Annotated in this window: 24 protein-coding genes; 16 read left to right on the top strand and 8 right to left on the bottom strand. The window is 71.6% G+C overall.

Features of this window, described 5'->3' with window-relative positions; translation table 11 throughout:
- Positions 1-10: 10 nt before the first annotated feature.
- The 4 genes from ABZ937_RS13115 (at position 11) to pqqB (ending at position 3,789) form a co-directional block, all read left to right on the top strand.
- On the top strand, positions 11-1,018 hold the full coding sequence (locus tag ABZ937_RS13115; protein ID WP_361690072.1) for an ADP-ribosylglycohydrolase family protein: 1,008 nt from the start codon (positions 11-13) through the stop codon (positions 1,016-1,018).
- A 255-nt stretch (positions 1,019-1,273) separates the two neighbouring features.
- Positions 1,274-1,672, top strand: a complete 399-nt coding sequence (locus ABZ937_RS13110; RefSeq protein ID WP_361690069.1) for an SseB family protein — start codon at positions 1,274-1,276, stop codon at positions 1,670-1,672.
- A 43-nt stretch (positions 1,673-1,715) separates the two neighbouring features.
- Positions 1,716-2,828, top strand: a complete 1,113-nt coding sequence (locus ABZ937_RS13105; protein WP_361690066.1) for a hypothetical protein — start codon at positions 1,716-1,718, stop codon at positions 2,826-2,828.
- A gap of 70 nt (positions 2,829-2,898) precedes the next feature.
- The gene (gene pqqB / locus ABZ937_RS13100) at positions 2,899-3,789 is read left to right on the top strand and encodes a pyrroloquinoline quinone biosynthesis protein PqqB (RefSeq protein WP_361690063.1); all 891 of its coding nucleotides are present in this window, start codon (positions 2,899-2,901) and stop codon (positions 3,787-3,789) included.
- Here pqqB and ABZ937_RS13095 read toward each other — a convergent pair.
- From ABZ937_RS13095 to ABZ937_RS13080, 4 genes are all read right to left on the bottom strand, one after another.
- A complete protein-coding gene (locus ABZ937_RS13095) occupies positions 3,786-4,184 on the bottom strand; it encodes a MarR family transcriptional regulator (protein ID WP_361690060.1) in 399 nt (132 codons plus the stop codon). The genes pqqB and ABZ937_RS13095 overlap by 4 nt on opposite strands.
- A 74-nt stretch (positions 4,185-4,258) precedes the next feature.
- Positions 4,259-4,609, bottom strand: coding sequence for a VOC family protein (locus ABZ937_RS13090; RefSeq protein WP_361690057.1), 351 nt, complete (start codon positions 4,607-4,609; stop codon positions 4,259-4,261).
- Between the two features lie 110 nt (positions 4,610-4,719).
- Positions 4,720-7,029, bottom strand: coding sequence for an FtsX-like permease family protein (locus ABZ937_RS13085; RefSeq protein WP_361690054.1), 2,310 nt, complete (start codon positions 7,027-7,029; stop codon positions 4,720-4,722).
- On the bottom strand, positions 7,026-7,733 hold the full coding sequence (locus tag ABZ937_RS13080) for an ABC transporter ATP-binding protein (protein ID WP_361690051.1): 708 nt from the start codon (positions 7,731-7,733) through the stop codon (positions 7,026-7,028). Before ABZ937_RS13080 ends, ABZ937_RS13085 begins: the two co-directional genes overlap by 4 nt.
- Before the next feature lie 140 nt (positions 7,734-7,873).
- Between ABZ937_RS13080 and ABZ937_RS13075 the strand changes: the two genes are divergently transcribed.
- The gene (locus ABZ937_RS13075; RefSeq protein ID WP_361690048.1) at positions 7,874-8,755 is read left to right on the top strand and encodes a histidine kinase; all 882 of its coding nucleotides are present in this window, start codon (positions 7,874-7,876) and stop codon (positions 8,753-8,755) included.
- Positions 8,752-9,435 carry a response regulator transcription factor gene (locus tag ABZ937_RS13070; RefSeq protein ID WP_361690045.1) on the top strand — a complete coding sequence of 228 codons (684 nt, stop codon included), beginning with the start codon at positions 8,752-8,754 and terminating at the stop codon, positions 9,433-9,435. Before ABZ937_RS13075 ends, ABZ937_RS13070 begins: the two co-directional genes overlap by 4 nt.
- A gap of 24 nt (positions 9,436-9,459) precedes the next feature.
- On the opposite strand, the gene ABZ937_RS13065 is transcribed toward ABZ937_RS13070, so the two are convergent.
- The 4 genes from ABZ937_RS13065 to ABZ937_RS13050 are packed head-to-tail and all read right to left on the bottom strand — an operon-like array spanning position 9,460 to position 13,680.
- Positions 9,460-10,491 carry a LacI family DNA-binding transcriptional regulator gene (locus tag ABZ937_RS13065; RefSeq protein WP_361690042.1) on the bottom strand — a complete coding sequence of 344 codons (1,032 nt, stop codon included), beginning with the start codon at positions 10,489-10,491 and terminating at the stop codon, positions 9,460-9,462.
- Entirely contained in the window at positions 10,488-11,393 is a 906-nt protein-coding gene (locus ABZ937_RS13060) for a carbohydrate ABC transporter permease (RefSeq protein ID WP_361690039.1), read from the bottom strand. Before ABZ937_RS13060 ends, ABZ937_RS13065 begins: the two co-directional genes overlap by 4 nt.
- Positions 11,390-12,367 (bottom strand): sugar ABC transporter permease, encoded by a 978-nt coding sequence (locus ABZ937_RS13055; RefSeq protein ID WP_361690036.1) that lies wholly within the window; start codon positions 12,365-12,367, stop codon positions 11,390-11,392. Before ABZ937_RS13055 ends, ABZ937_RS13060 begins: the two co-directional genes overlap by 4 nt.
- Positions 12,364-13,680: an extracellular solute-binding protein gene (locus ABZ937_RS13050; protein WP_361690033.1), complete on the bottom strand. Its 1,317-nt coding sequence runs from the start codon at positions 13,678-13,680 to the stop codon at positions 12,364-12,366. Before ABZ937_RS13050 ends, ABZ937_RS13055 begins: the two co-directional genes overlap by 4 nt.
- A 236-nt stretch (positions 13,681-13,916) precedes the next feature.
- Here ABZ937_RS13050 and ABZ937_RS13045 point away from each other — a divergent pair, with 236 nt between their 5' ends.
- From ABZ937_RS13045 to ABZ937_RS13000, 10 genes are all read left to right on the top strand, one after another.
- Entirely contained in the window at positions 13,917-15,938 is a 2,022-nt protein-coding gene (locus ABZ937_RS13045) for a beta-galactosidase (protein WP_361690030.1), read from the top strand.
- Positions 15,939-16,044: 106 nt separating this feature from the next.
- Positions 16,045-17,607, top strand: a complete 1,563-nt coding sequence (locus ABZ937_RS13040) for a glycosyl hydrolase 53 family protein (protein ID WP_361690027.1) — start codon at positions 16,045-16,047, stop codon at positions 17,605-17,607.
- Between the two features lie 177 nt (positions 17,608-17,784).
- The gene (locus ABZ937_RS13035) at positions 17,785-18,072 is read left to right on the top strand and encodes an ArsR family transcriptional regulator (protein ID WP_361690024.1); all 288 of its coding nucleotides are present in this window, start codon (positions 17,785-17,787) and stop codon (positions 18,070-18,072) included.
- A 210-nt stretch (positions 18,073-18,282) separates the two neighbouring features.
- A complete protein-coding gene (gene crcB, locus ABZ937_RS13030; protein WP_361690021.1) occupies positions 18,283-18,744 on the top strand; it encodes a fluoride efflux transporter CrcB in 462 nt (153 codons plus the stop codon).
- Positions 18,741-19,157, top strand: coding sequence for a DUF190 domain-containing protein (locus ABZ937_RS13025; RefSeq protein ID WP_361690018.1), 417 nt, complete (start codon positions 18,741-18,743; stop codon positions 19,155-19,157). Before crcB (ABZ937_RS13030) ends, ABZ937_RS13025 begins: the two co-directional genes overlap by 4 nt.
- Positions 19,154-19,528: a fluoride efflux transporter CrcB gene (gene crcB, locus ABZ937_RS13020; RefSeq protein WP_361690015.1), complete on the top strand. Its 375-nt coding sequence runs from the start codon at positions 19,154-19,156 to the stop codon at positions 19,526-19,528. The genes ABZ937_RS13025 and crcB (ABZ937_RS13020) overlap by 4 nt, the downstream gene beginning before the upstream one ends.
- 73 nt (positions 19,529-19,601) lie before the next feature.
- Positions 19,602-20,438, top strand: coding sequence for an undecaprenyl-diphosphate phosphatase (locus tag ABZ937_RS13015; RefSeq protein WP_361690012.1), 837 nt, complete (start codon positions 19,602-19,604; stop codon positions 20,436-20,438).
- 172 nt (positions 20,439-20,610) lie between these two features.
- On the top strand, positions 20,611-21,288 hold the full coding sequence (locus ABZ937_RS13010; protein WP_361690197.1) for a FadR/GntR family transcriptional regulator: 678 nt from the start codon (positions 20,611-20,613) through the stop codon (positions 21,286-21,288).
- A complete protein-coding gene (locus ABZ937_RS13005) occupies positions 21,285-22,724 on the top strand; it encodes an amino acid permease (protein WP_361690009.1) in 1,440 nt (479 codons plus the stop codon). Before ABZ937_RS13010 ends, ABZ937_RS13005 begins: the two co-directional genes overlap by 4 nt.
- Before the next feature lie 41 nt (positions 22,725-22,765).
- The gene (locus tag ABZ937_RS13000) at positions 22,766-23,782 is read left to right on the top strand and encodes an asparaginase (protein WP_361690006.1); all 1,017 of its coding nucleotides are present in this window, start codon (positions 22,766-22,768) and stop codon (positions 23,780-23,782) included.
- Positions 23,783-23,886 lie beyond the last annotated feature (104 nt).

Genomic DNA, 23,886 nt, shown 5'->3' with positions numbered 1-23,886 from the left:
GACGGCAGCCATGACCTCGTACGACCGCGCCGTCGGAGCCCTGTACGGACTCGCCCTCGGGGACGCCCTCGGCATGCCCACCCAGATGCTGCCGCGCCCGCTGATCACCGCCCGGTACGGTCCCGTCCTGACCGGCTTCCACCCCGCCCCGCCGGACCACCCGCTGGCCGCCGGCATGCGGGCCGGAGCGGTCACCGACGACACCGGACAGGCCCTGCTGCTGGCCGGGTTGCTGATCGACGGCGAGGGCACCGTCGACCCGGCGGAACTCGCCCGGCGGCTGGTCGTCTGGGAGGACGAGATGCGCGCCCGCGGCTCCCTGGAGCTGCTCGGCCCCTCCACCAAGCGGGCCGTGGAGCGCGTCCTCGCGGGCACTCCGATGGACGAGGTGGGCCGGTACGGCACCACCAACGGCGCGGCGATGCGGATCGCGCCCGTCGGCATCGCCGTACCGGCCGGCGATGCCGTGGCCCTCGTCGACCGCGTGGTGGAGGCGAGCCGGCTCACCCACCACACCGGGGTCGCCCTGGCCGGCGCCGCGGCCGTGGCCGCCGCCGTCAGCGCGGGAGTCGACGGGGCGCCGGTCCCGCAGGCGGTCGAGGCCGCCGTGCACGCGGCCCGGCTGGCGTCCGGGCGCGGACACTGGGTGGCCGCCGCCGACGTCGCCGCGCGCATCGTGTGGGCCACCGGGATGACCCGCGCAGGCCTCTCCGACGACGAACTCTGCGACCGCGTCTACACACTGGTCGGCACCGGCCTCGCCACCCAGGAGTCGGTGCCCGCCGCCTTCGCGGTCCTCGCCGCCCGCCCCGACGCACCCTGGCACGCGGCCCGGCTCGCCGCCTCCGTCGGCGGCGACTGCGACACCATCGCCGCGATCACCGGCGCCGTCGCGGGTGCCTGCCACGGCGTCGACGCCTTTCCCGCCGCCGCGCGCGACACCCTGGTACGCGCCAATCCCGGACTCGACCTGGACGTCACGGCCACCGCCCTGCTGGCCCTGCGCGACCGGACATGACCGGCAGCGAAACCCGTCGGGGACCGCGCCCGCACCGACAGCCCCGGCGCAAAGACCACGCGCACCGGCGCCCCGGACCCGGTCGCCGCGGGCGCCCTCGCCGTCCGGCTGCGGCGGCGCCGTCCCCGGCCCCGCACCGGACCTCCCGCCGATCTCCACGCATGCGCCGGACCTCACCGGGTACGCGAGGCGGGAGCACCCGGGCGCCAGCCTGCCCGGGAGGCCCGTACGACCGTCGCTACCTGGGGATCAGCCATGGAGACAACCGCACACGACGACCTGCCGACGCCGGCCCAGCGGGCACTGGACGCGCTGGTCGTGAACGCCGAGGACCAGGCCGCTCTGGACACCCTCGCCCACAGTGACGTACTCGTCCCGGTGCCGGACGACGCGGTGGACGGGGAGGGCGCCGACGCCACGACGGTGGCCCTGCCGGTCCTGGAGCAGCCCGGAGGCGAACCGGTCGTCCCGGTGTTCACCTCCGAGGGCGAGATGGCCGAGCTGCTGCCGTTCGTCTCGCGCTACCGCCTGATCCCGCTCGGCGACCTCGCCTCGCAGTGGCCCGACGAGGACCTCTCCCTCGCCATCGACGGCAGCTCGACCCACGCACTGACACTGACGTCACAGGGGGTACGCACACTCCTGGCCCGCTGATCCAGGGCCCCGCAGGGCCTCGGAGCCAGGCGGAAACGAGCCCATGCCCTACATCGCCGGCGCGGCAGGGGCAGTGGTCCTGGGACTGGTGCTGACCAGCATCCTCCGTACCCTCGTGGTGCCCAGGGGCCTCTACTCCGTGCTGGTGTTCCGCCTGTGGGGGCTGCTGCGCCGGATCCTCCGGCTCACCGCGGTCCGCCGCGGCTACGACGCCACCGACCGCGCCCAGACCTGGCTCGCGCCGCTGATGCTGATCGGCATGCTCGGCAGCTGGCTCGGCGGCGCCCTCCTCGGCTTCGGGCTCCTGCTGTACGCGGTGTCCCCGCTGTCCTGGACCACCGCGTTCCGGGAGGCCGGCTCCAGCCTGTTCACGCTCGGCTTCGCCGGCGGCGCCCGGCTGAAGCTGTCGGTGCTCGACTTCCTGGCCGCCGCCACCGGACCGGTCCTGATCGCCCTCCAGATCGCCTATCTGCCCACCCTCTACGCCGCCTACAACCGGCGCGAACTGGAGGTCACCCTGCTCCAGGCGCGGGCCGGCGAGCCCGCCTGGGGGCCGGAGATCCTCGCCCGGCAGTGGCTGGTGGACACCGAGACCGCGCTGCCCGCGCTGTACCGGGCCTGGGAGCGGCTCGCCTCCGACATGGGCGAGAGCCACTCCACCTACCCGATCCTGCTCACCTTCCGCTCGCCGCGCCCGCACCGCAGCTGGCTGGTCGGCCTGATCGCCGTGATGGACGCAGCCGCCCTGCAGCTGGCCCTGGCTCCGCGGCTCGCCCCGCCGGAGGCCAGGCTGGCGCTGCGCGCCGGGTTCACCGCGCTGCGGGACATCGCCCGCGTCCTGCGCATCCCCTTCGACACCGACCCGTCGCCCGAGGCGTCCGTCCAACTCACCTTCGCCGAGTTCGACGCGGCGGTGGGCATGCTGGAGACCGCCGGATTCCGGTCCGAGCGCACCGCGGAGGAGGCCTGGCCGCACTTCCGGGGCTGGCGGGTCAACTACGAGGCGATCGCCTACGAGCTGTGCCGCCGCTGCGACGCCGTACCCGCCCTGTGGACCGGGCCCCGCGACTTCCCGGGCGACCCCATCCCGCCGCGGCGCCCGGCGGACCGGCGGCCCGGCGAAGGACGGCCGGAACTGCCCCCTGCCGCCGAGTAGTCACCGGCCCTTCGGCAGGGAAGATCCCAACGGGGGACAAGTCCGGGGGAGCGCGAAGGAGCCGATGGTCGTGAGGGTCGTCCTGCTGGGCACTGCCGCCGGGGGAGGCTTCCCGCGGTGGAACTGCGCGTGCGGGCTGTGCACCGCCGCCCGGGACGGCAAGCTGCCCTCCCGGACCCAGGAGTGCGCCGCCGTCACCGGCAACGGCCGCGACTGGTGGCTGCTCAACGCCTCCCCCGACCTACGGGCGCAGCTCACCGCGACCCCGGCCCTGTGGCCCGGTCCCGGCCGCCGGGACACCCCGCTGCGCGGGGTGCTGCTCACCGACGCCGAGGCCGGCCATGTGATTGGCCTGAGCGAGCTGCGCGGGGCGGCCGGCCTGAAGGTCTACGCCGCGCCGCCGGTCCGCGCCGTCCTCGGCCCTGCCCGCGCCGCCCTGGACCGCTACGCGCCCTGGGAGTGGGCCGACAGCCTGGCCGACGGGGGTTTCGTGCTGGCCGGCGGGCTGGTCGTGACCGCCCACCCGGTGGGCACGAAGATCCCGGCGTACGCACCGGCGCGGGCGCCCGGGCCCGCGGGGCCGTGGGTGACGGCGTACCGCATCGAGGACCTGGCCAGCGGGGGAGTGCTGGTGTACGCCCCGTGCGTCGACGGCTGGAGCCCCGCCCTGGACGACCTGTGCGCCGAGGCCGACTGCGTGCTGCTGGACGGCACGTTCTTCGCGGCCGACGAGACGGGCACGGCCGTACGCTCCGGCACCGGGCGGGCCACCCTGGGCCATCTGCCGGTGACCGGGCCGGGCGGGTCCCTCGCCGAGCTGGCCCGCCATCCCGGCCCGCGCCGGATCTACACCCACCTCGACAACACCAACCCGCTCCTCGACCCCGCCTCGCCCGCACGCGCGCACGTGACCGAGAACGGCGCCGAGATCCTGCCGGACGGGGCCGAGCTGGTGCTCTAGAGCGACGGCTCGGCCAGCATGCGCCGGAGCACGGCCCGCTGCAGCGGCAGCACCTCGGTGTGCAGCGCGCGGCCCTTGGGGGTGAGCGCGACCCAGACCCCGCGCCGGTCCTCCGCGCACACCGAGCGCTCCACCAGGCCCTCCTTCTCCAGCCGGCCGATCAGCCGGGACAGCGCGCTCTGGCTGAGGTGGACCCGCCCGACGAGGTTCTGCACCCGGCACTGCCTGCCCTGCTCGGGCCGTTCCGCCGCCAGGATGTCCAGCACCTCGAAGTCGCTGGCGCCCAGCCCGTGCGGGTGCAGGACGCGGTCGATCTCGCACATCGTGCGCGCGTGCACCGCGAGGATGTCCCGCCAGCGTTCTTCGAGCCGCGTCTCGGCCGTCGTGACTGCCATACCGGCACCGTAGCACCGAACAGGCAAGTCGTTGAGTGTGCAACTAGTGGCCGGTGCAGCTGATCGCCCGGACCTCAGGCGGCCGGGTCCTGCAGCAGCCCCACGAGGTTGCCGTCGGCGTCCTTCACCGAGGCGATCAGCCGGCCGTTGCCGACGTCCCGCACGTCCTGGAGCACCTCCGCACCCGCCTCCAGCAGGGCCGCGAGCCGCTCCCGGAGATCGGTGACGTGCCAGAACGGAACCGGCCCGGTCAGGCCCTGCGCGTGCCCGCTCGGGTCGAGGCCGACGTCCTGGCCGGCGGCCTTGAAACCGATGTAGTACGGCTCGTCGACGAACGGCTCGACGCCCAGCAGCGCGGTGAAGAGGGCCTTGGCCCGCTCCGCGTCCTTGACGGGGTAGATGATCGTCTGCAGGCCGGTGGTCATAGGGACTCACTCCTTGTGAGGTGCGGGATCCGACGGGTTCCCCGTCGGTGCCCCCACGCTAGGACCGCGGAGCCCGCGGCGGCTTCTCCGATCCTGACCGGTTGGTGCCGTCACTCGTTGTGCAGCACCTCGGCGACGGTGAGCCGGGCCGCGCGACGGGCCGGGACCAGCGCGCCCATCACGGCGATCAGGACACCCGCCAGGGCCAGCAGGGCCAGGAGCGGCGCATGCCAGACGTCCGTCATGTACGACGGCAGGGTGATGTCCACGCCCGCCGCCATCCGCGGCATCACCACCTCGTAGGCGGCGATGCCCAGCGGGATGCCGAGCACGGACCCCAGCGCGCCGAGCATGGCCATCGACGTCACCGTCATCACCGTCACCTGGCGCGGGGTCATGCCGATCGACTTCAGCATGCCGAGATCGCGGCGCCGGTCGTGGGTGTTGAGGACGGCCGTGTTGAAGACGCCGAGGGCGGCGACCAGGGACAGCATCAGGGTGAGGCCGGTCGCGGAGCCGACGATGGTGCCGGTGACGCTGTTCGATCCGCTCAGCTGGACGGACAGCCCCGGGTCGGCGGCCCGGACGGCGCGGGCGTACGCCTCCTGGTCCGTGCCCGCGCGCAGCCTGACGTGGTAGGCGATGGGCTTCACCTGCGGCATCAGCGCGGTGACCGTCGGCCAGTCGCCGATGATCAGCCGGTCGTCGGTGTCCAGGGTCTCGCCGACGACCGTCACCTCCTGCTCGCGGCCGTCCTTCCGCAGCCGCAGCCGGTCCCCGAGCCGCACTCCGTTGCGGCGCAGGAACGGCGCCCCGGTCACGACCTCCCCGGTCCGCCGCATCCAGCGGCCCCTCGTGAGCACGCTGTCCAGGGACCGGCCGCCGCGTCGCCCCTCGACCATGACCGCCTGTGTGGTGCCGACCAGGAGCGCTTCGTCGTCCGAACGCGCCAACACATGGGTCGCCCCCGGCAGCGCGCCCAGCAGCGAGTCGAGTTCGCGGTCGCCGTGCACCGGCCGCACCTCCTTGCCGTGCCGGTAGGCGCCCACGTAGACGGTGACGTCGTAGGTCTTATGGCTGTTGCTCCCGTAGCCGTTCAGCGTCGCCGCCAGGCCGGTCGCGAACGTCACCGTCGTCACGCCCAGCACCACGGCGGCCAGCGTGAGGCCGCTGCGCGCCGGACGGGTGAACGGCAGTCCCATGCCGAGGCTCACCGACCGGGGCAACCGGGCGCTCGCCAGCCGCCGCTGGATGCCGAGCGCCCGTCCGGCCCGCGGGGCACTGCCCGCGGTGATGGCCCGCGCCGCCGGCAGCCGCTGCGCCCGCACCGACGGGCCGAGCGCGGCGAGCACACAGACCAGGGGCATGCCGAGCAGCGCCAGCAGGTTCACCCAGGGGGCGATGCCCAGACTGCCGTGCAGCACGCCGGAAGCCGGTCCGCTGAACACGAACCGGAAGAACGGCTCGGCCAGCAGATTGCCGGCGATGGTGCCGAGCACACAGCCCAGGACGGCCGGCACGGAGATCATCATCAGGTAGACGCTCAGCACCTGCCCCGGGGTGAAGCCCAGCGCCTTGAGGATGCCGATGTGCCGGAACCCGGAGACCACGGCCCCGCCGACCACATTGGCGACGATGAGCACCGCCACCAGGATGCCGAGGACGCCGAACGCCATCAGATACGGGGCGTACGCGCGCGCGTTGCTGCCGATCCGGTGCTTCAGCGCCAGATACGTCTGGGATCCGGTGAGCGCGTCCCGCGGCAACCCCTCGGTCACCGTGGACAGTTGTGTGCGCAGCGCGCCCTCCGAGGACGCGTCCCGGAACCGGAGCAGCAGCTGCCTGCCGGTCGGGTGCAGGGCCCGGACCTGGTCCGGGGTCACCCAGGCATCCGCCGTGTGGCTCAGGTCGAACGCGAACCCGACGATGGTGAGGGTCGGGCCCGACGGAACGTGGAACCGCTTGCCGAGGTCGTCGGCGGTCCAGTCGCGCTGCCGGTTGAGGACCATCTCGCCCGGCCGGGTGGGCCACCGGCCCGCCCACAGGTCGACCCGGTCCACCGGGCCTCCGGGACCGGAGCGGCCCACGATCGTGATCGCACCGCCGAGACCGTAGTCCGCGGCGCCGTGCGGGATGTCGACCGCGGCCTGCGAGAACGGCCCCGCCACCGCCTCCACCCCCGGCCGCCGCGCCGCGCGCACGAGTTGGGCGTCCGACACCTCGCCACTGTCGAACGCGGCCACGACATGAGGCCCGTGCAGCGTGCCGAAAGCCTGGTCGAACGGCGATGACGCGGCGTCCACCAGTCCCAGCGCCACCACGATCGACCCCGTCGACACCAGCGTGACCAGCCAGATCACCAGCGTCTGGACCCGCCGCCGGCGTACGGCCGCCCGCGCGGCCCGCCACACCGCCCTCATGCCGACGGCTCCAGGGTGTGCTCGCCGGTCATCCGGCCGTCGGCCAGTTCCACCAGACGGCTCGCGCAGCGCTGGGCCAGATGCTCGTCGTGCGTGACGATGACCAGGGTCTGGCCGATCTGGTTCAGGTCGATCAGCAGGTCCATCACCTGCTCCCCGGCCCGGCTGTCCAGCGCGCCGGTCGGCTCGTCCGCCAGCAGCAGCGCGGGCCGGTTCATCAACGCCCGTGCCACCGCCACCCGTTGCCGCTCGCCCCCGCTGAGCACCGCCGGATAGGCGTTGCGCCGCTCGGCGATGCCCAGCTCCTCGAACAGCTCCAGCGCGCGCCGCCGGGCCTGCCGGGCCGGAGTCCCCGTCAGCTGGGCGGCCAGCGCCACGTTGTCCAGCGCCGACAGGTCGTCGATGAGGTTGAAGAACTGGAAGATCATGCCGATCCGGCGCCTCCGGTACAGCGCGAGATCCTTCTCGCTCAACTCCCCGACGCTCTCGCCGTGTACGACGACTCGGCCGGCGGACGGCCGGTCGAGACCGGCGATCATGTTGAGCAGCGTGGACTTGCCGCACCCCGAGGGGCCCATCACCGCGACGGCCTCCCCGGCGCGGATCTCCAGCGACACCCCGTCGAGGGCGACCGTCTCGCCGTACTCCTTGCGCACCCCGTCGAGCCGTACGACGGTGTCTGTCGTTCTCATCTCAGTGACCATGGTCAGGACGCTAGACGCGCGACCAGGGCCCCGGCATCCATCCCCGGACGGCACCGCGCCGCCGGACTCATCCCGGGGATGGAGCGAACTGAATCCCCAGGTCGATGCGGATGTCAGTGCCGTCTGCGAGCATGAACGGCATGGGGGAGTACGACGTGGTGACGGCGGCGCTCGCGGTGGCGTGCGCGGCCGTCCTGGGACTGACCGTGGCGCTGCTGCGCACCCGCCGCCGCTGGCGGACGGCGGTGGGGGAGCGCGGCTGGCTGCTGGAGCGGGAGCGGGAGAGCGCCGCCGAGGCCGCGATCGCGGCCGAACGCGACCGGATCGCCCGCGAGTTGCACGACATCGTCAGCCACAACGTCAGCCTGATGGTCGTCCAGGCGAGCGCCGCCCGCGAGGTGCTCGGCACGATGCCCGACGAGGCCGCGACCGCGCTCCGGGCCGTCGAGGACGCCGGGCGGGGCGCGATGACCGACCTCAGACATCTGCTGGGACTGCTGGCCCCCGCACAGGACGGCACGGACAGCGACCCGGGGCCGGCCGGGGACCCGGGCGCCGACCTGGTGCGCACGCCGCTCACCCCGCAGCCCGGCCTCGACCGGCTCGGCCCGCTGGTGGACCGGATATCGTTCGCCGGCCTGCCCGTCGAGGTCCGTATCTCGGGCGCGCCGCGCCCACTGCCGCAGGGCATCGACGTGACCGCCTACCGCATCGTCCAGGAGGCCCTGACCAATGCGCTCCGACACGGCGACGGCGGCAAGGCCGAGGTGACCGTGCGCTACGCCGACCACGCCCTGCGCGTCGAGATCCTCAACACCGGCCCCAGCGTCCTCACCGGCACCACACCGGCGCATGGCGAGGGCCCCGCACCGGCCGGCCCGGGACCGCACGCCGAGGGCACCGGACGCGGCCTGCTCGGCCTGCGTGAACGGGTCGCCGTCTACGGCGGTGATCTCGACGCCCGGCGCAGACTCGGCGGCGGCTTCCGCGTCCGGGCGCGCATACCCCTGGACCGCCCGTGACCCCGGACGCGCCCGAGCGGGCGCCCCGCGTCCTGATCGCCGACGACCAGACGCTGATCCGGACCGGCTTCCGGCTGATCCTCACCGCCCGGGGCATCGAGGTGGCCGGCGAGGCGGCCGACGGCGCCGAGGCCGTCACCGCGGTCCGCGAGCTGAAGCCGGACGTCGTCCTCATGGACATCCGCATGCCGGTCATGGACGGCCTGGAGGCCACCCGGCGCATCCTGGCCGAGGCGCCCGACTGCCGGGTGCTCATGCTGACCACCTTCGACCTGGACCGGTATGTGTACACGGCCCTGTCGCTCGGGGCCAGCGGCTTCCTCCTCAAGGACGTCACCCCGGAACACCTGGCGGCGGCCGTACGGCTCGTCGGCACCGGCGACGCCCTGCTGGCACCGCAGATCACCCGGCGCCTGGTGGAGCGGTACGCGGCCGAGGCCGAGCGGCCGGCCGAGACCGTGCCCGCCGACCTGGCCGCGCTCACCCCGAGAGAGCGGGAGGTGCTGACCCTGATGGGCCGGGGCCTGTCCAACACGGACCTGGCCGCCGAACTGACGCTCAGCGAGGCCACGGTCAAGTCCCACGTGGCCCGCATCTTCGCCAAGCTGAGCCTGCGCGACCGCGCCCAGGCGGTGGTCGTCGCCTATGAGACGGGGCTGGTCAGACCCGGGGAGCGCTGACGCGCCCCACGGGGCGCGAGGCGCTCACGCCGAAGCGCGCCGCACCAGCTCCGTCGGCAGGATCACCGCCGCCGGGTCCTCGCCGCCTATCTGGGCGAGCAGCACCCGCACCATCTCGCTGCTGATCCGGTCCCACGGCTGCCGGATGGTGGTCAGCGCCGGGGTGGCGGCGGTCGCCGCCGGCGAGTCGTCGAAACCGCCGACGGCGATGTCGTCCGGCACCCGCTTCCCGGCCCGGTGCAGGGCCGCCAGCACGCCCTGCGCCATCAGGTCGGAGGCGACGAACACGGCGTCCATGTCCGGCGCCTGCGCCAGCAGCCGCTCCGCGCCCGCCTCACCGCTGGCCCGGCTGTAGTCGCCGGAGACGATGAGCCGCTCGTCGGCCGCGAGGCCCGCCTCGGCGAGCACCTCGCGGTAGCCGGCGAGCCGCTCCACACCACCGGGGGTGTCCAGCGGACCGGTGACCACGCCGATCCGGCGCCGGCCCAGCGACAGCAGATGCCGGACCATGTCCCGGGCGCCGTCCCGGTCGTCGGCGGCCACGTAGCTCACCTTCGAGCCGAGCCCGATCGGTTTGCCGCAGGCCACCAGCGGCACCCCCGCTTCCCGCAGCTCCTCGGCCACCGGATCGCCGAAGTGGCTGGAGACCAGCAGCACCCCGTCGACATGCCCGGCGGTGATGTAGCGCGTGATCCGGCGCCGCTCGTCCTGCGTGCCCGCCAGCATCAGCAGCAGCGGGATGTCGTGCGCGGCCAGCGCCTGGGTGCAGCCGCGCAGCAGGACATTGAAGTTGGGGTCCTCGAAGAACCGCTCCTGCGGCTCGGTCAGCAGGAAGCCGACCGAGTCCGAGCGTCCCGTGATCAGGGAACGGGCGTGCCGGTTCACGACGTAACCCGTCCTGCGGATGGCGGCGTTGACCGCCTCCTGGGCGGCGGGGCTGACGTAGTGCCCGCCGTTGAGCACGCGCGAGACGGTGCCGCGCGAGACGCCTGCCTCGCGCGCCACGTCGTGGATCGTCGGCGGTTTCCGCCGGCCCCCCGTATTGCTCATGGTCATGACTTTACGGCCCCGGAAAGGAGATCGAGGCTCCAGAAGCGCTGGATGACCAGGAACAGCGCGATCAGCGGGAGCACCGCGAGGAACGCGCCGGTGATCACCAGCGTGTACAGCGCGGGTGTGTTCGAGCCCTGCTCCAGCAGCGTGTACAGACCCAGCGTGAGCGGGAACTTCTCGTCGTCGCTGAGCATGATGTACGGCAGCAGGAAGTTGTTCCAGATCGCGACGAACTGGAACAGGAACACCGTGACCATGCCGGGGATCATCATCGGCAGCGCGATCCGGGTGAAGATCCGCCACTCGCCCGCCCCGTCCATCCGCCCGGCCTCCACCACGTCGGCCGGCACGGCGGCGGACGCGTAGATCCGGGCGAGGTAGACGCCGTACGGAGAGAGGATCTGCGGCAGCAGCACGGACAGGTAGGAGTCCGTGAGGTCGGCCTTCGCCAGCAGCAGGTACTGCGGGATCGCGAGGATCACCGGCGGCATCAGGACGCCCGCGAGCAGGACGTTGAACATCGCCTCGCGGCCCCGGAAACGGTAGGTCGCGAGCGCGTAGCCGCTGAACGCCGACACGGCGGTGGACAGCAGCGCGCCCAGCCCCGAGTACAGCGCGGAGTTGCCCATCCACGACCAGTAGATGCCGTCGCGGTAGGCGTTCAGGTCCTTGAGGTTGTCGGCGAACCCGGTGCCCGGCAGGAAGGTGAAGGTGGAGAACAGCTCCCGGCCGGACTTGGTGGACGCGATCACCACCCAGGCCACCGGCAACAGCGTGTAGACCGCGCCCAGCAACAGGGTGACCGTCGGGACCAGCGCGATCCGGCGGCGCAGCGGCGGGCCCTGCGCCGTACCCGGGGTGGTGCCGGCGGCCGGGGCGGCCTTGCGCACGGCGAGCGTACTCATCCTGCTGCCTCCTGCTTGTTACGACGGTTCGCGACCCGCAGGAATCCGAAGGACAGCACCAGGGTGACCAGTGCGATCAGGGTCGCCTCGGCGGCGGCTGCGTAGATGTCGCCGCGGTGGAAGGCGTCCTCGTACACCTTCATCAGCGGACTCCAGCTCGTGTTGACCGAGTTGGTGAGCGGCTTGAGGGTGGTCGGCTCGCTGAACACCTGGAGCGTCGCGATGATCGAGAAGAAGAAGGTCAGCACCAGCGAGGGCGCCACCATCGGGATCTTGATCCGCAGCGCGGTCTGCAGGGGGGTGGCGCCGTCCAGCTTCGCCGCCTCGTACACCTCGGCCGGGATGGACCGGAGCGAGGTGTAGATGACGATCATGTTGAAGCCGGTGCCGCCCCAGACCGCGATGTTCGACAGGGCGAGGTACAGCGGACCGCCGTCCAGCAGGTCCGGCTGCGGCAGGCCCAGTCTGTCGAGCACGAAGTAGAACGGGCTGACGTCCGGCAGGTAGAGGAAGCCCCACATCAGCGCGGCGACCACGCCGGGGATGGCGTACGGCAGGAAGATCGCGAGCCGGGTGAACGGGGCGAGCCGCACCCGGTCGGAGTCCAGCATCAGCGCGAACAGCAGCGCGAGCCCGAGCATCACCGGGACGACGATGCAGCCGTAGCCGACGACGCGCAGCGCGCCGTGCAGCAGTTCGCTGTCCTGGAAGGCCTGGGTGTAGTTCTCGAAGCCGGCCCAGACTTCGGTCCGCGCACCCGGCCCCAGGCCGAGGCCGGAGACGTGCACCTTGCGGAAGCTGAGCCAGACCGCGTAGCCCATGGGCAGCGCGAAGAAGAGGGCGAAGAGGATCGTGGCGGGGAGGAGGAAAACATAGGGCGCGCTTCGCGCTCGTTCGAGGGTGGTGGTGGGAGACGGGTGGGCATACGGGGTCCCCTTGACCCCGTATGCCTTCCGGCTGTGCGTGCTCGTCACTGAGAAACCCCGAAGCCCTGCTTCTTCATGTCGGCGACCGTGGCGTCCTGCATCTTGTCCACGGCGGCGGTGAAGTCCGACTTGTTCTTCGCGGCGGTGCCGAAGGCGTCGTTGAAGGTCGCGTAGGCGACGTTCACGTTCGGGCCCCACGCGGAAGGCGCCGTGGTCTTCGCGATGTCAGCGGCCTTGGTGTAGAAGTCCGGCTGGTTGGAGAAGAACGCCGGCGGGTTGGAGAACGCGCCGCTCAGCTGGGCGGAGGTGGAGGCCGGGTAGATGCCGCCCTCCTTCGCCAGCGCGTTGAGGGCGTCGTGGTCGGTGTTCAGCCAGGCCGCGAACTTGGCCGCGGCCTCCTTGTGCGCGGAGTCGGTGGTGACGGCCGTGGAGGAGCCGCCCCAGCTGCCGGTGACGTCCTGGTCCAGCGACCACTGGGGGAGCGGGGCCATGGCCCACTTGCCCTTGGTGTCCGGCGCGGCCGTGGTGAGCGTGCCCGGCGCCCACACGGCGCTGACCCAGGCGATCTCCTTGCCCGTGTTGAGCGCCTTGTTCCAGGCCGGCTGGTACATGGGCTGGTTGTCGATGACACCTTCCTTGACCAGCCCGCCCCAGAACCTGGCCACCTTCTGGGTGGCCGCGTCATTGATGGAGACCTTCCACTTGTCGCCGGAGGTGGTCCACCACTTGGCGCCGGCCTGCTGGGCGAGCCCCGCGAAGAGGCCGGAGTCATTGGCGGAGAAGGTGGTCAGGGACTTGTCCGGCGCCTTCTTCTTCAGCGCGCGAGCGGTCTCGGCGAACTGGTCCCAGGTGGTGGGGACCTTCAGGTCGTACTTCTTGAACAGGTCCTCGCGGTAGTAGAACATCATCGGGCCGATGTCCTGCGGTACCGCGTACACCGCGTCGGTGCCGAGCGTGGTCTGCTGCCAGACGCCCTCGGCGAACTTGCTCTTGACGTCGCCGACCTCGTCGGAGATGTCGGCCAGCGCGTCATTGCTGACCAGCGTCGGCAGGGCCTGGTACTCGGCCTGCACCAGGTCGGGGGCGTTCTTCGCCTTGTGCGCGGTGAGGATCTTGGTGACCAGCGTGTCACCGCCGGCCTGCTTCTTCGCCGTGACGGTGATCTTGTCCTTCTCGCCCGGCCCCTTGTTCCACAGGTCGACGACCTTGTCCATGCCGGGTGTCCAGGTCCAGTACGTCAGCGAGACCGGACCCGACTCGGACCTGCTGCCGTCCTCGGAACCGCAGGCGGCTAGTGCGGTGGCGCCGAGAGACGCGGCGACGACGGTTGTCACGAGGCGACGACGCTTCGTGTGCGGCATGGTTTCTCCCCTGACCTGGGTCCCCGCCCGCTGCGGGGACCTGCCATGCAGATGTGCACGTTCACATGACCCGGGTGCTCACCACTGGGGAGCCCCTGCCATGCTTCTGTGAGCGTTCACAGTAGAGAAACGTCCCGGACACTTGTCAATGGTTGTTGCTGTGCGGTTATGTTGGCATCACACCGCCACCGTTGTGTGTGCACGTTCCCAAATGATCGATTTCCCGGGAGACATCCATGCCGGACACCAGTCCCAGGGGCCTCACCAGGCTCGCCTTCGGTGGGGACTACAACCCCGAGCAGTGGCCGGAATCCGTCTGGCAGGAGGACGTCCGGCTGATGCGGAAGGCCGGCGTCACGATGGTGAGCGTCGGCATCTTCTCCTGGGCCCTGCTGGAACCGGAGCCGGGGGAGTACGACTTCGGCTGGCTCGACCGGGTCATCGGCCTCCTGCACGACCACGGCATCCGCGTCGACCTCGGCACGCCCACCGTGGTGCCGCCCGCCTGGTTCTACCGGGCGCACCCGCAGGCCCTGCCGGTCACCGCCGAGGGCATGCGCTACGAGTTCGGCTCGCGCGGCGCCATCTGCCACAGCAACGCCGACTACCGCGCCGCCGCCGCGGCCATCACCACGAAGCTCGCCGAGCGCTACGGCGACCATCCGGCGCTCGCCCTGTGGCACGTCCACAACGAGTACGGCGTCCCCGTCTCGGCCTGCTACTGCGAGTCCTGCGAGGTCCACTTCCGCCGCTGGCTCGCCGACACCTACGGCAGCGTGGAGGCGGTCAACGAGGCGTGGGGCACGGCCTTCTGGGGCCAGCGCTACACCGACTTCGCGCAGATCAACCCGCCCCGGGCCACCCCGACCGTCGGCAACCCGGGCCAGGCCCTGGACTACAAGCGGTTCACCGACGCCACCATCAGGGAGAACTTCCGCGCCGAGCGGGACATCCTGCACCGCCTCTCGCCGGGCGTCCCGGTCACCACCAACTTCATGACCGCGCTCAGCCAGTGCGACTCCATGGACTACTGGGCCTGGGGCCGCGAGGTCGACCTTGTCACCAACGACCACTACCTGATCACCGACGGCCGCCGCACCCACGTCAACCTCGCGATGGCCGCCGACCTCACCCGCTCGGTCGCCGGCGGCGCCCCCTGGCTGCTGCTGGAGCACTCCACCTCGGGCGTCAACTGGCAGCCGCGCAACCCCGCCAAGGCCCCCGGCCAGATGGCCCGCAACTCCCTCGCGCACGTGGCCCGCGGCTCCGACGGCGCCATGTTCTTCCAGTGGCGCCAGTCCCGGCGCGGCGCCGAGAAGTTCCACTCGGCGATGCTGCCGCACGGCGGCACCGACACCCGGGTCTGGCGCGAGGTCGTCGAACTCGGCGCCTCCGTCGACTCCTTGAGCGCCCTCCGCGGCACCCGCACCGAGGCCGACGCGGCCATGCTCTGGGACTGGCCGTCCTGGTGGGCGCAGAACCTCTCCTGGCGCCCCAGCGAGGACCACGACCCGCGCGAGCGCGCCGACTCCTTCTACGAGGTCCTCTACGACCGGCACCTCACCGTCGACTTCGCCCATCCGGAAGCCGACTTGTCGAGCTATCCCCTTGTCGTCGTACCAGCTCTGTACCTGATGACGGAAGCCGCCGGGAACAACGTCCGGGAGTACGTCGAGAACGGCGGCACGCTCGTGGTGTCGTACTTCTCCGGCATCGTGGACGAGCACGACGCCGTCCACGATGGCGCCTACCCGGGCGCGCTGCGCGACGTCCTCGGGCTGGCCGTGGAGGAGTTCTCGCCGCTGCTGAAGGACGAGCGGGTGCGGCTGACCGGCCCGGACGGCTCCGTGTTGACCGGCGACGTGTGGACGGAGTTCGTGGTCCCGCGCGGCGCCGAGACCGTGTGGACGTACGCCGACGGGCTCACCGCGGGCCGCCCGGCCGTCACCCGGCACCGGCTCGGCCGGGGCACCGCCTGGTACGTCTCCACCCGCCTGGACGCCCAGGGCCTGGACACGCTGATCGGCTGGGCGGCCGAGGACGCCGGGCTCGCCCCGCGCGCCGACCTGCCCCGCGACGTCGAGGTCGTGCGCCGCAGCGGAGAGTCGGGCACCTACCTCTTCGTCATCAACCACACCACCGGCGACACCAAGGTGCCGCTGGACACGCCCGGCACCGAGCTGCTGACGGGCGAACGCGCCGCGGGCCGCCTGGCGGTCCCCGCGGGGGCCGTCCGGGTCGTACGACTCGACGGCTGAGCCGGCTCCCCTCCGCCCGCGTGTGCCACGAGAGCCGTGGGCGGAGGGGTTCTCCTCCAGCCCCACTGGGGCCCCCTCCCCAGTCACGTCGAAGGGACGACGGACGATGAAGTTCCATCCCAGACGCACCATCGGAGCCCTGCTGCTGCCGCTCGCGGCCGGGCTCGCCCTCACCGCCCTGCCCGCCCAGACCGCTCAGGCCGCGAGTACCCTCACCAACGGCGGCTTCGAGTCCGACGGTTCGGGCGTGGCCACGCCCGCCGGGTGGTCCGAGTACGGCGACACCGGCGCCTCGTACACCGAGTCCGGCGGACACGGCGGGAGTTACCGCCTCGCCCACTACTCGGCGTCCGCCTACAAGGTGGAGACGTACCAGTACCTGTCCGGGCTGACGAACGGGAACTACACGTTGACCGCGTGGGTCCGTTCCAGCGGCGGGCAGAACGCCGCGTACATGGCGCTCAAGAATTGCGGCAGTTCGGAGCAGCGCACGGATCTGCCGATATCGTCCAGCGGGTGGATCCGGATCGTCACGCCGATCAATGTGACCAACAACCAGTGCACCATCAGCATCAACAGTGATGCGAACGCCGGCAACTGGATCAATGTTGACGATCTCACCTTCACGTCCGGCACCACCGGTACATCCATCCATGGCGCCGACATCTCCTCCCTCGCCAAGAGCGAGGCCAAGGGCGGCGTCTACCGGACCGGCTCCGGCACCACCGCCGACGCCCTCGCCGTCCTCAAGTCCTACGGCATGAACTACGCGCGCCTGAAGGTCTGGGTGAACCCGGCCGACGGCTTCAACGACAAGGCGCACGTCCTCGCGATGGCCAAGCGCATCAAGGCGCAGGGCATGAAGCTCCTGGTCGACTTCCACTACTCGGACACCTGGGCCGACCCCGGCGCCCAGACGAAGCCGGCCGCATGGAAGGGCCATACATACAGTCAACTGAAGACGGACGTGTACAACCACACGTACGACGTGTTGAACGCCTTGAAGGCTCAAGGCACCACCGCCGACATGGTCCAGGTGGGCAATGAGATCAACGGCGGCATGCTGTGGTCCGAGGGATCCACGGACAACTGGAGCCAGCTCATCGGGTTGATCAACTCGGGCTATGACGCCGTCAAGGCGGTCAACTCGTCAACGGTCGTGGCGCTGCACCTGGCCAAGGGCGGTGACAAGGCCGGGACGGAGTGGTGGTTCGACAACGCGGTCGCGGGCGGCGCGAAGTTCGACGCGATCGGCCTGTCGTACTACGGCTACTGGCACGGCCCGCTCTCCGACTTCCAGACCACCCTGGACGACGCGGCCTCCCGCTACGGCAAGCCGGTCTTCGTCGCCGAGACGGCCTACCCCTTCCGCCTGGACAGCGACGACTCGCTCACCAACCAGATCGACACCACGGGCGAACTCGTCTCCGGCTACCCCGCGACCGTGGCCGGCCAGACCAAGTGGATGAACGACGTGGCGAGCATCGTGGAGGCCGTCCCGAACCGCCGCGGTCTCGGCGTCTTCTACTGGGAGGCCACCTGGACCGCCGTCACCGGCAACGGCTGGGACCCGACCGACGCCGCCTCCGGCAACGGCTGGGAGAACCAGGCCCTGTTCGGCTACGACGACAAGGCGCTCTCCTCCATGACGTGGTTCAGCCACCGCTGAGCCGTCCGTGACGGGCCCGGTCGCACGCGGCGACCGGGCCCTGCCGCGTTCCCGGGGCGCGCGAGGACCCTCCTCGGTCGCACTGCCGTTCGGTACCGGACAACGGTCGCCGAGTCCCGGACGCGTCGGCGTCGCCCGGGCCACAGTGGGAACACTGCGTACGAGGAGGGCGGACGGATGACGGTGACTCCCTCGGGCCGGATGCGGCAGACCATCCTGGAGTGGCTCAAGGACCCGGCCGTCCACTTCCCGGCCGCGCCCCGGCGCGACCCCGCCGAGACCGGCGTCACCGCGCGCGCCATCGCCGCCAAGCTGGGCGTACCCCACAGGACCGCCCTCGCCCACCTGGACTTCCTCACCCGCCTCGGCGTCCTGCGCACCCGCCGGATCCACTGGCGCACCCACTACCGGCGCGACGAGATCCGCATCGCCGAGGTGGCCCGGATCTTCGAGAAGGGCTGGTGACGAAGGAACCGGCCCCACCCGGGCCTCCTCCGGTCCGGATTTCCGCACGGCCACCGGCCTCCGCGCGACCGGCGATCGCCCGGTGCCCGGCAGCCTCGGCGAGCCCGGCGTGGCGGTCCGTGCGCGTCCTGCCGCCGCCTGGCCCGGCGGTACCCTGGTTCCGGCCGTGATCACCCGTCGGGGCAGGGCCCGAACAGGAGACGTACCAGCATGTCAGCCCCGGAAACGGAGACCCTCGGCGCCCGCCCCGTGCCACGGCGGAGGTCCGAGTGGCGCACGCAGGCGCCCGTCGTCGCGGTCGTGGCGGCCGGCGGCGCGTTCGGCGCGCTGGCCCGCTACGCGCTCATCCTCACCTGGCCCACGCCACCCGGCGGCTTCCCCTGGGCGACGTTCTGGACGAATGTCGTCGGCTGCGCGGTCATCGGCGTGTTCATGGTGCTCATCACCGAGGTGTGGGTCGCCCACCGTCTGCTGCGCCCGTTCTTCGGCACCGGCGTCCTCGGCGGCTTCACCACCTTCTCCACCTACGCGGTCGACACCCGGGAACTGGTCGGCGCAGGCCGCCCCGGACTCGGCCTGGCCTATCTCGCCGCGACGCTGCTCGCGGCCCTCACGGCGGTCTGGCTCGGCTCGGCCGCCACCCGCCGGCTGCTGCTCAGGAGGCTGCGATGACGTCACGTCCGGGCCCGGCCCTGCGGCTGACGGTCTACCTCGGTGAGGACGACACCTGGCACCACAAGCCGCTCTACTCCGAGATCGTGCACCGTGCGCACGCCGCCGGGCTCGCCGGTGCCAGCGTCTTCCGGGGCGTCGAGGGCTTCGGCGGCACCTCCCGGATCCACACCTCCCGGCTGCTGTCCCTGAGCGAGGACCTGCCGGTCACGGTCGTCGTCGTGGACACCGAGGAGCGCGTCCGGGCCTTCCTGCCCCAGCTCGACGGACTCGTCGGCGCGGGCCTGGTGACGCTGGAGGAGTGCGAGATCGTCCTGCCCGGACCGGAAGAGGACCCGGCCGACGGGAGCCGGGGCGCGCACCGGGCGGACAGTCCGGACGAAACGGACCCGGAGGGTAAGAAGTCGTTGTGAACTGGCTCCTGGTCGTGTCGGGGGCCGTGATCGGCGCGCCCCTGCGCTATCTCACCGACCGTGCCGTGCAGGCCCGCCACGACTCGCTCTTCCCCTGGGGCACCTTCGTGGTGAACGTGGCCGGCTGTCTGGTCCTCGGTCTGCTCACCGGCGCCGCCTCCGCCGGGGCGGCCGGTCCCCATCTGCGGCTCTTCCTGGGCACCGGGCTGTGCGGCGCGCTGACGACGTACTCGACCTTCTCGTACGAGACCCTGCGGCTGACCGAGGCGGGCTCCGGCCTCTACGCTGCCCTGAACGTCGGGGCCGGTGTGGTGGCGGGACTCGCGGCGGCGTTTACCGGCGTCTCACTCGCCGGCGCCCTGTGGGCCTAGGGATTGCCATCCGGCCTGACGCAGCAAGTACTGTCTACAGCACTGTCGACCAACTCTCGCAGAACTGGATCCCATGAGCGCCATCTCCGTCGGCCAGGCCGTCGTCCTCGGAGTAGTCGAGGGCGTGACCGAGTTCCTCCCCGTGTCCTCCACCGGCCACCTCAAGATCGCCGAGGGGCTCATGGACATCCCCGTCGACGACAAGTCGGTCGTCGGGTTCTCCGCCGTCATCCAGGTCGGCGCCATCGCCGCCGTGCTCGTCTACTTCTTCAAGGACATCAAGCGGATCGTCACCGCGTGGTTCCGCGGTCTGACCAATCGCGAGGAGCGCTACCACCACGACTACAAGTTCGCCTGGTGGGTGATCGCCGCCACCATTCCGATCGTGGTGGTCGGCCTGGCCGCGAAGCCGCTGATCGACGGCCCGCTCGCCTCGCTGTGGGTGGTCGCCGGCTCCCTGATCATCGGCTCGGGCGTGATGTGGGCCGCCGACCAGATGGGCCGGCACAAGCGCGGCGAGGACGACACGTCCTTCAAGGACGCGATGTGGGTCGGCTGCTCCCAGATCCTCGCCCTGCTCTTCCCCGGCTTCTCGCGCTCCGGTGCCACCATGTCCACCGCGCTCATCCTGGACCTGGACCGCGTCGCCGCCACCCGGCTGTCCTTCTTCCTCGGCATCCCGGCCCTGACCGGCGCCGGCATCTACGAGCTCAAGGACGCCCTCGGTGCGGGCGTGGGCGCCGCCCCGCTGGCCGTCGGCACGATCGTCTCCTTCGTGGTCGCCTACGCCTCCATCGCCTGGCTGCTCAAGTTCGTCGCCAAGCACTCCTTCAACGCCTTCGTGATCTACCGGATCCTCATCGGCGTGGGCCTGCTCGGCCTGCTCGCCACCGGCACGCTCAACAGCTGAGCGAACACCGCTGATCACCCGCGGGGTGCGGATGCCTGCATACAGGCGCCGCACCCCGCGAATGTTTCCATGCGCGATGCCTTGACAGTCGCCGCTCGCACCCCGCAGGATCGCTCCCGTGAACCTGTCAGACAGCCAGACAGGTGGTAGGGCCCCACGGCGCGTCAGCGCCATGGAAGCGGTGCTCGACCACCTCCGCAGCGCCATCGAGCGCGGCCAGTACGCCATAGGCGACAAGCTCCCCTCCGAGGCCGAGCTGTGCCGCACGCTTGAGGTGTCCCGGCCCGTGCTGCGCGAGGCGCTGCGCGCGCTGCAGACCATGGGCCTCACCGTCTCCCGGACCGGCAAGGGCACCTTCGTCGTCGCGGACGCCGTCGAGGACCCCACCTTCGGCGACTACGCGGCCAGCGACCTGCTGGAGGTGCGCCGCCACATCGAGATCCCGGTCGCCGGCTACGCGGCCCTGCGCCGCACCCCGGAGAACCTGGACCACCTGGCCCATCTGCTCGACCGCATGGAGCGGGAGACGGACACCACCGCCTGGGTCGCGATGGACACCCTCTTCCACCTCGCCGTGGCCGAGGCCGCCCAGAACCCGGTCTTCCGCCGGGTCATCGAGGAGATCCGCGACGCACTGGCGCGTCAGTCGGCCTTCCTCAACGAGCTGGGCGGGCGCCGCGAGCAGTCCAACCGCGAGCACCGGGCGATCGTCGAGGCACTGGTCGACGGTTCCGAACTCGACGCCGTGGAGGCCATGAGCCACCACCTGGACCGCGTCGAGACGACCCTCACCGACATCGTCCGTCCCCAGCGGACGGACTCCCCAACGGAAGGCGGACCCGAGGCGTGAGCGAGCAGCACCTCAAAGACGAGACGCGCCCCTCGTCCGGCCATGTCGACGCCGGAGACGCCGGCTACAGCAAAGGCCTGAAGCACCGGCACGTCAACATGATCGCCATCGGCGGTGCCATCGGCACCGGCCTCTTCCTCGGCGCGGGCGGCCGGCTCGCCGACGCCGGGCCCTCCCTCTTCATCGCGTACGCCGTCTGCGGCGTCTTCGCCTTCCTGGTCGTCCGCGCCCTCGGCGAACTCGTCCTGTACCGCCCGTCCTCCGGTGCCTTCGTGTCGTACGCCCGGGAGTTCCTGGGCGAGAAGGGCGCGTACACCGCGGGCTGGATGTACTTCCTCAACTGGGCGACCACCGGTATCGCCGACATCACCGCGGTGGCCACCTACACGCACTACTGGGGCATGTTCTCCGACATCCCGCAATGGTTGATCGCATTGATCGCCCTTGCGGTCGTGTTGACCGTCAACTTGATCTCCGTCAAGATCTTCGGCGAGCTCGAATTCTGGTTCGCGATCGTCAAGGTCGGCGCGCTCGTCGTCTTCATGTGCATCGGCATCTTCCTGCTGGTCACCCAGCACCCCGTCGACGGCGTCACCCCCGGCCCGTCCCTGATCACCGACAACGGCGGCGTCTTCCCCAACGGCCTGCTGCCCATGCTGCTGATCGTCCAGGGCGTCGTCTTCGCCTACGCCTCCGTCGAGCTGGTCGGCGTCGCCGCCGGCGAGACCGAGAACCCCGAGAAGATCATGCCGAAGGCGATCAACTCGATCATGTGGCGCGTGGGCCTGTTCTACGTCGGCTCGGTGATCCTGCTGTCGATGCTGCTCCCGTGGAACAAGTACACCGCCGGCCAGAGCCCCTTCGTCACGGTCCTGTCCCACATCGGCGTCCCGGCGGCCGGCGGCGTGATGAACCTGGTCGTCCTGACCGCCGCCATGTCCTCGCTGAACTCCGGCCTGTACTCCACCGGCCGCATCCTGCGCTCCATGGCCATGAGCGGCTCCGCCCCGAAGTTCACCGGCCGGATGAGCCGCAGCCAGGTCCCGTACGGCGGGATCCTGCTCACCAGCGGTATCTGTGTCCTCGGCGTGGGCCTGAACTACGTGGTCCCCGCCGACGCCTTCGAGATCGTCCTCAACTTCGCCGCGATCGGCATCCTCGCCACCTGGGGCATGATCATGCTCTGTCATCTGCTCTTCTGGCAGAAGACCCGGAACGGCGAACTGACCCGGCCGTCGTACCGCCTGCCGGGCTCCCCCTGGACCGAGCTGGTGACGCTGGCGTTCCTCGCCTCCGTCCTGGTCCTCATGTACGCCGACGGCGGCGCCGGACGCACCACCGTGCTCTGTCTGCCGCTGATCGTCGCCGCACTGGTCGCGGGCTGGTACGCCATCCGCGCCCGCATATCCCGCACATCCACCGGCGCCGACGCGTGACCCGCGTACCGGCCGGCCCCGACCCCATGATTCAGGCAGTGATGTACAGCAGTTCCCCCGCCGACGCACCCGTCGTCCGCGAACCCCTCCACACCCCCGTCGCCCACCTCATCCGCGGCGGGGTCGTCGAGGGCATCCACTACGGCTCCGTCGTCGTCCTCGGCGCCGACGGCCGGGTGCAGTTCCAGCTCGGCGACATCGAGGCGGCCTTCTACCCGCGCTCGGCCCTCAAGCCCGTCCAGGCCGTGGCCATGCTGCGGGCCGGGCTGCCCCTCGACGGCGCACTGCTGTCGCTGGCCGCCGCGAGCCACTCCGGCGAGGAGCGCCACCTGGCCGGCACCCGGCGCATCCTCGAACTCGCCGGCCTCGCCGAGGACGATCTGCGCAACGTGCCCGACATGCCGTACGACCCGGTCGTCCGGGACGCCTGGGTCCGCGAGGGCCGGGCGCCCTCCCGCCTCGCCCAGAACTGCTCCGGCAAGCACGCGGCCATGCTCTGGACCGCCCGGCTCAACGGCTGGTCCCTGGACGACTACCTCCACCCGGAGCACCCGCTCCAGCAGGCCATCGCCGAGATCGTCGAGGACCTGACCGGCCAGCGCGTCGCCCGGGTCACGGTGGACGGCTGCGGCGCCCCGCTGTTCTCCATCTCCCTGCACGGCCTCGCCCGCGCCCTCGCCCGGATCACCTCGGCCGCGCCCGGCACCCCCGAGGCCCGCGTCGCCGACGCGATGCGCTCGCACGCCGAGATGGCCTCCGGCGCACGGCGTGACGTGGCCGCGCTGATGCGGGCCGTGCCGGGGCTGCTCGCCAAGGACGGCTTCGAGGGCGTGCAGGTCGCCGCGCTGCCTGATGGCCGGGCCGTCGCGGTGAAGATCGCCGACGGGGCGAACAGGGCCCGTGTACCGGTTGCGGCTGCCGCTCTTGCCCGCGCGGGTGTCGACCCCGAGCTGCTTACCGAGTTCGCGGGGGAGCCGCTGCTCGGGGGTGGTGAGCCGGTGGGGTGTGTGCGGCCTGTGCGTGCGCTGGATCCGGTGCCGCTCACCGCGTGCGCGTAGCGCTCCGCTGGTCAGGCCGTTTTGATCTGCGGGCCGGTCGCGGCCGGTCGCGCAGTTCCCCGCGCCCCTTTCAGGGGCGCTGTCACCTCTGTACCTCAGAAAGA

Origin of the sequence: Streptomyces sp. NPDC046727 (assembly GCF_040645635.1) — a bacterium.
Taxonomy (GTDB): domain Bacteria; phylum Actinomycetota; class Actinomycetes; order Streptomycetales; family Streptomycetaceae; genus Streptomyces.
This window is presented reverse-complemented; position numbering and strand designations above follow the sequence as displayed.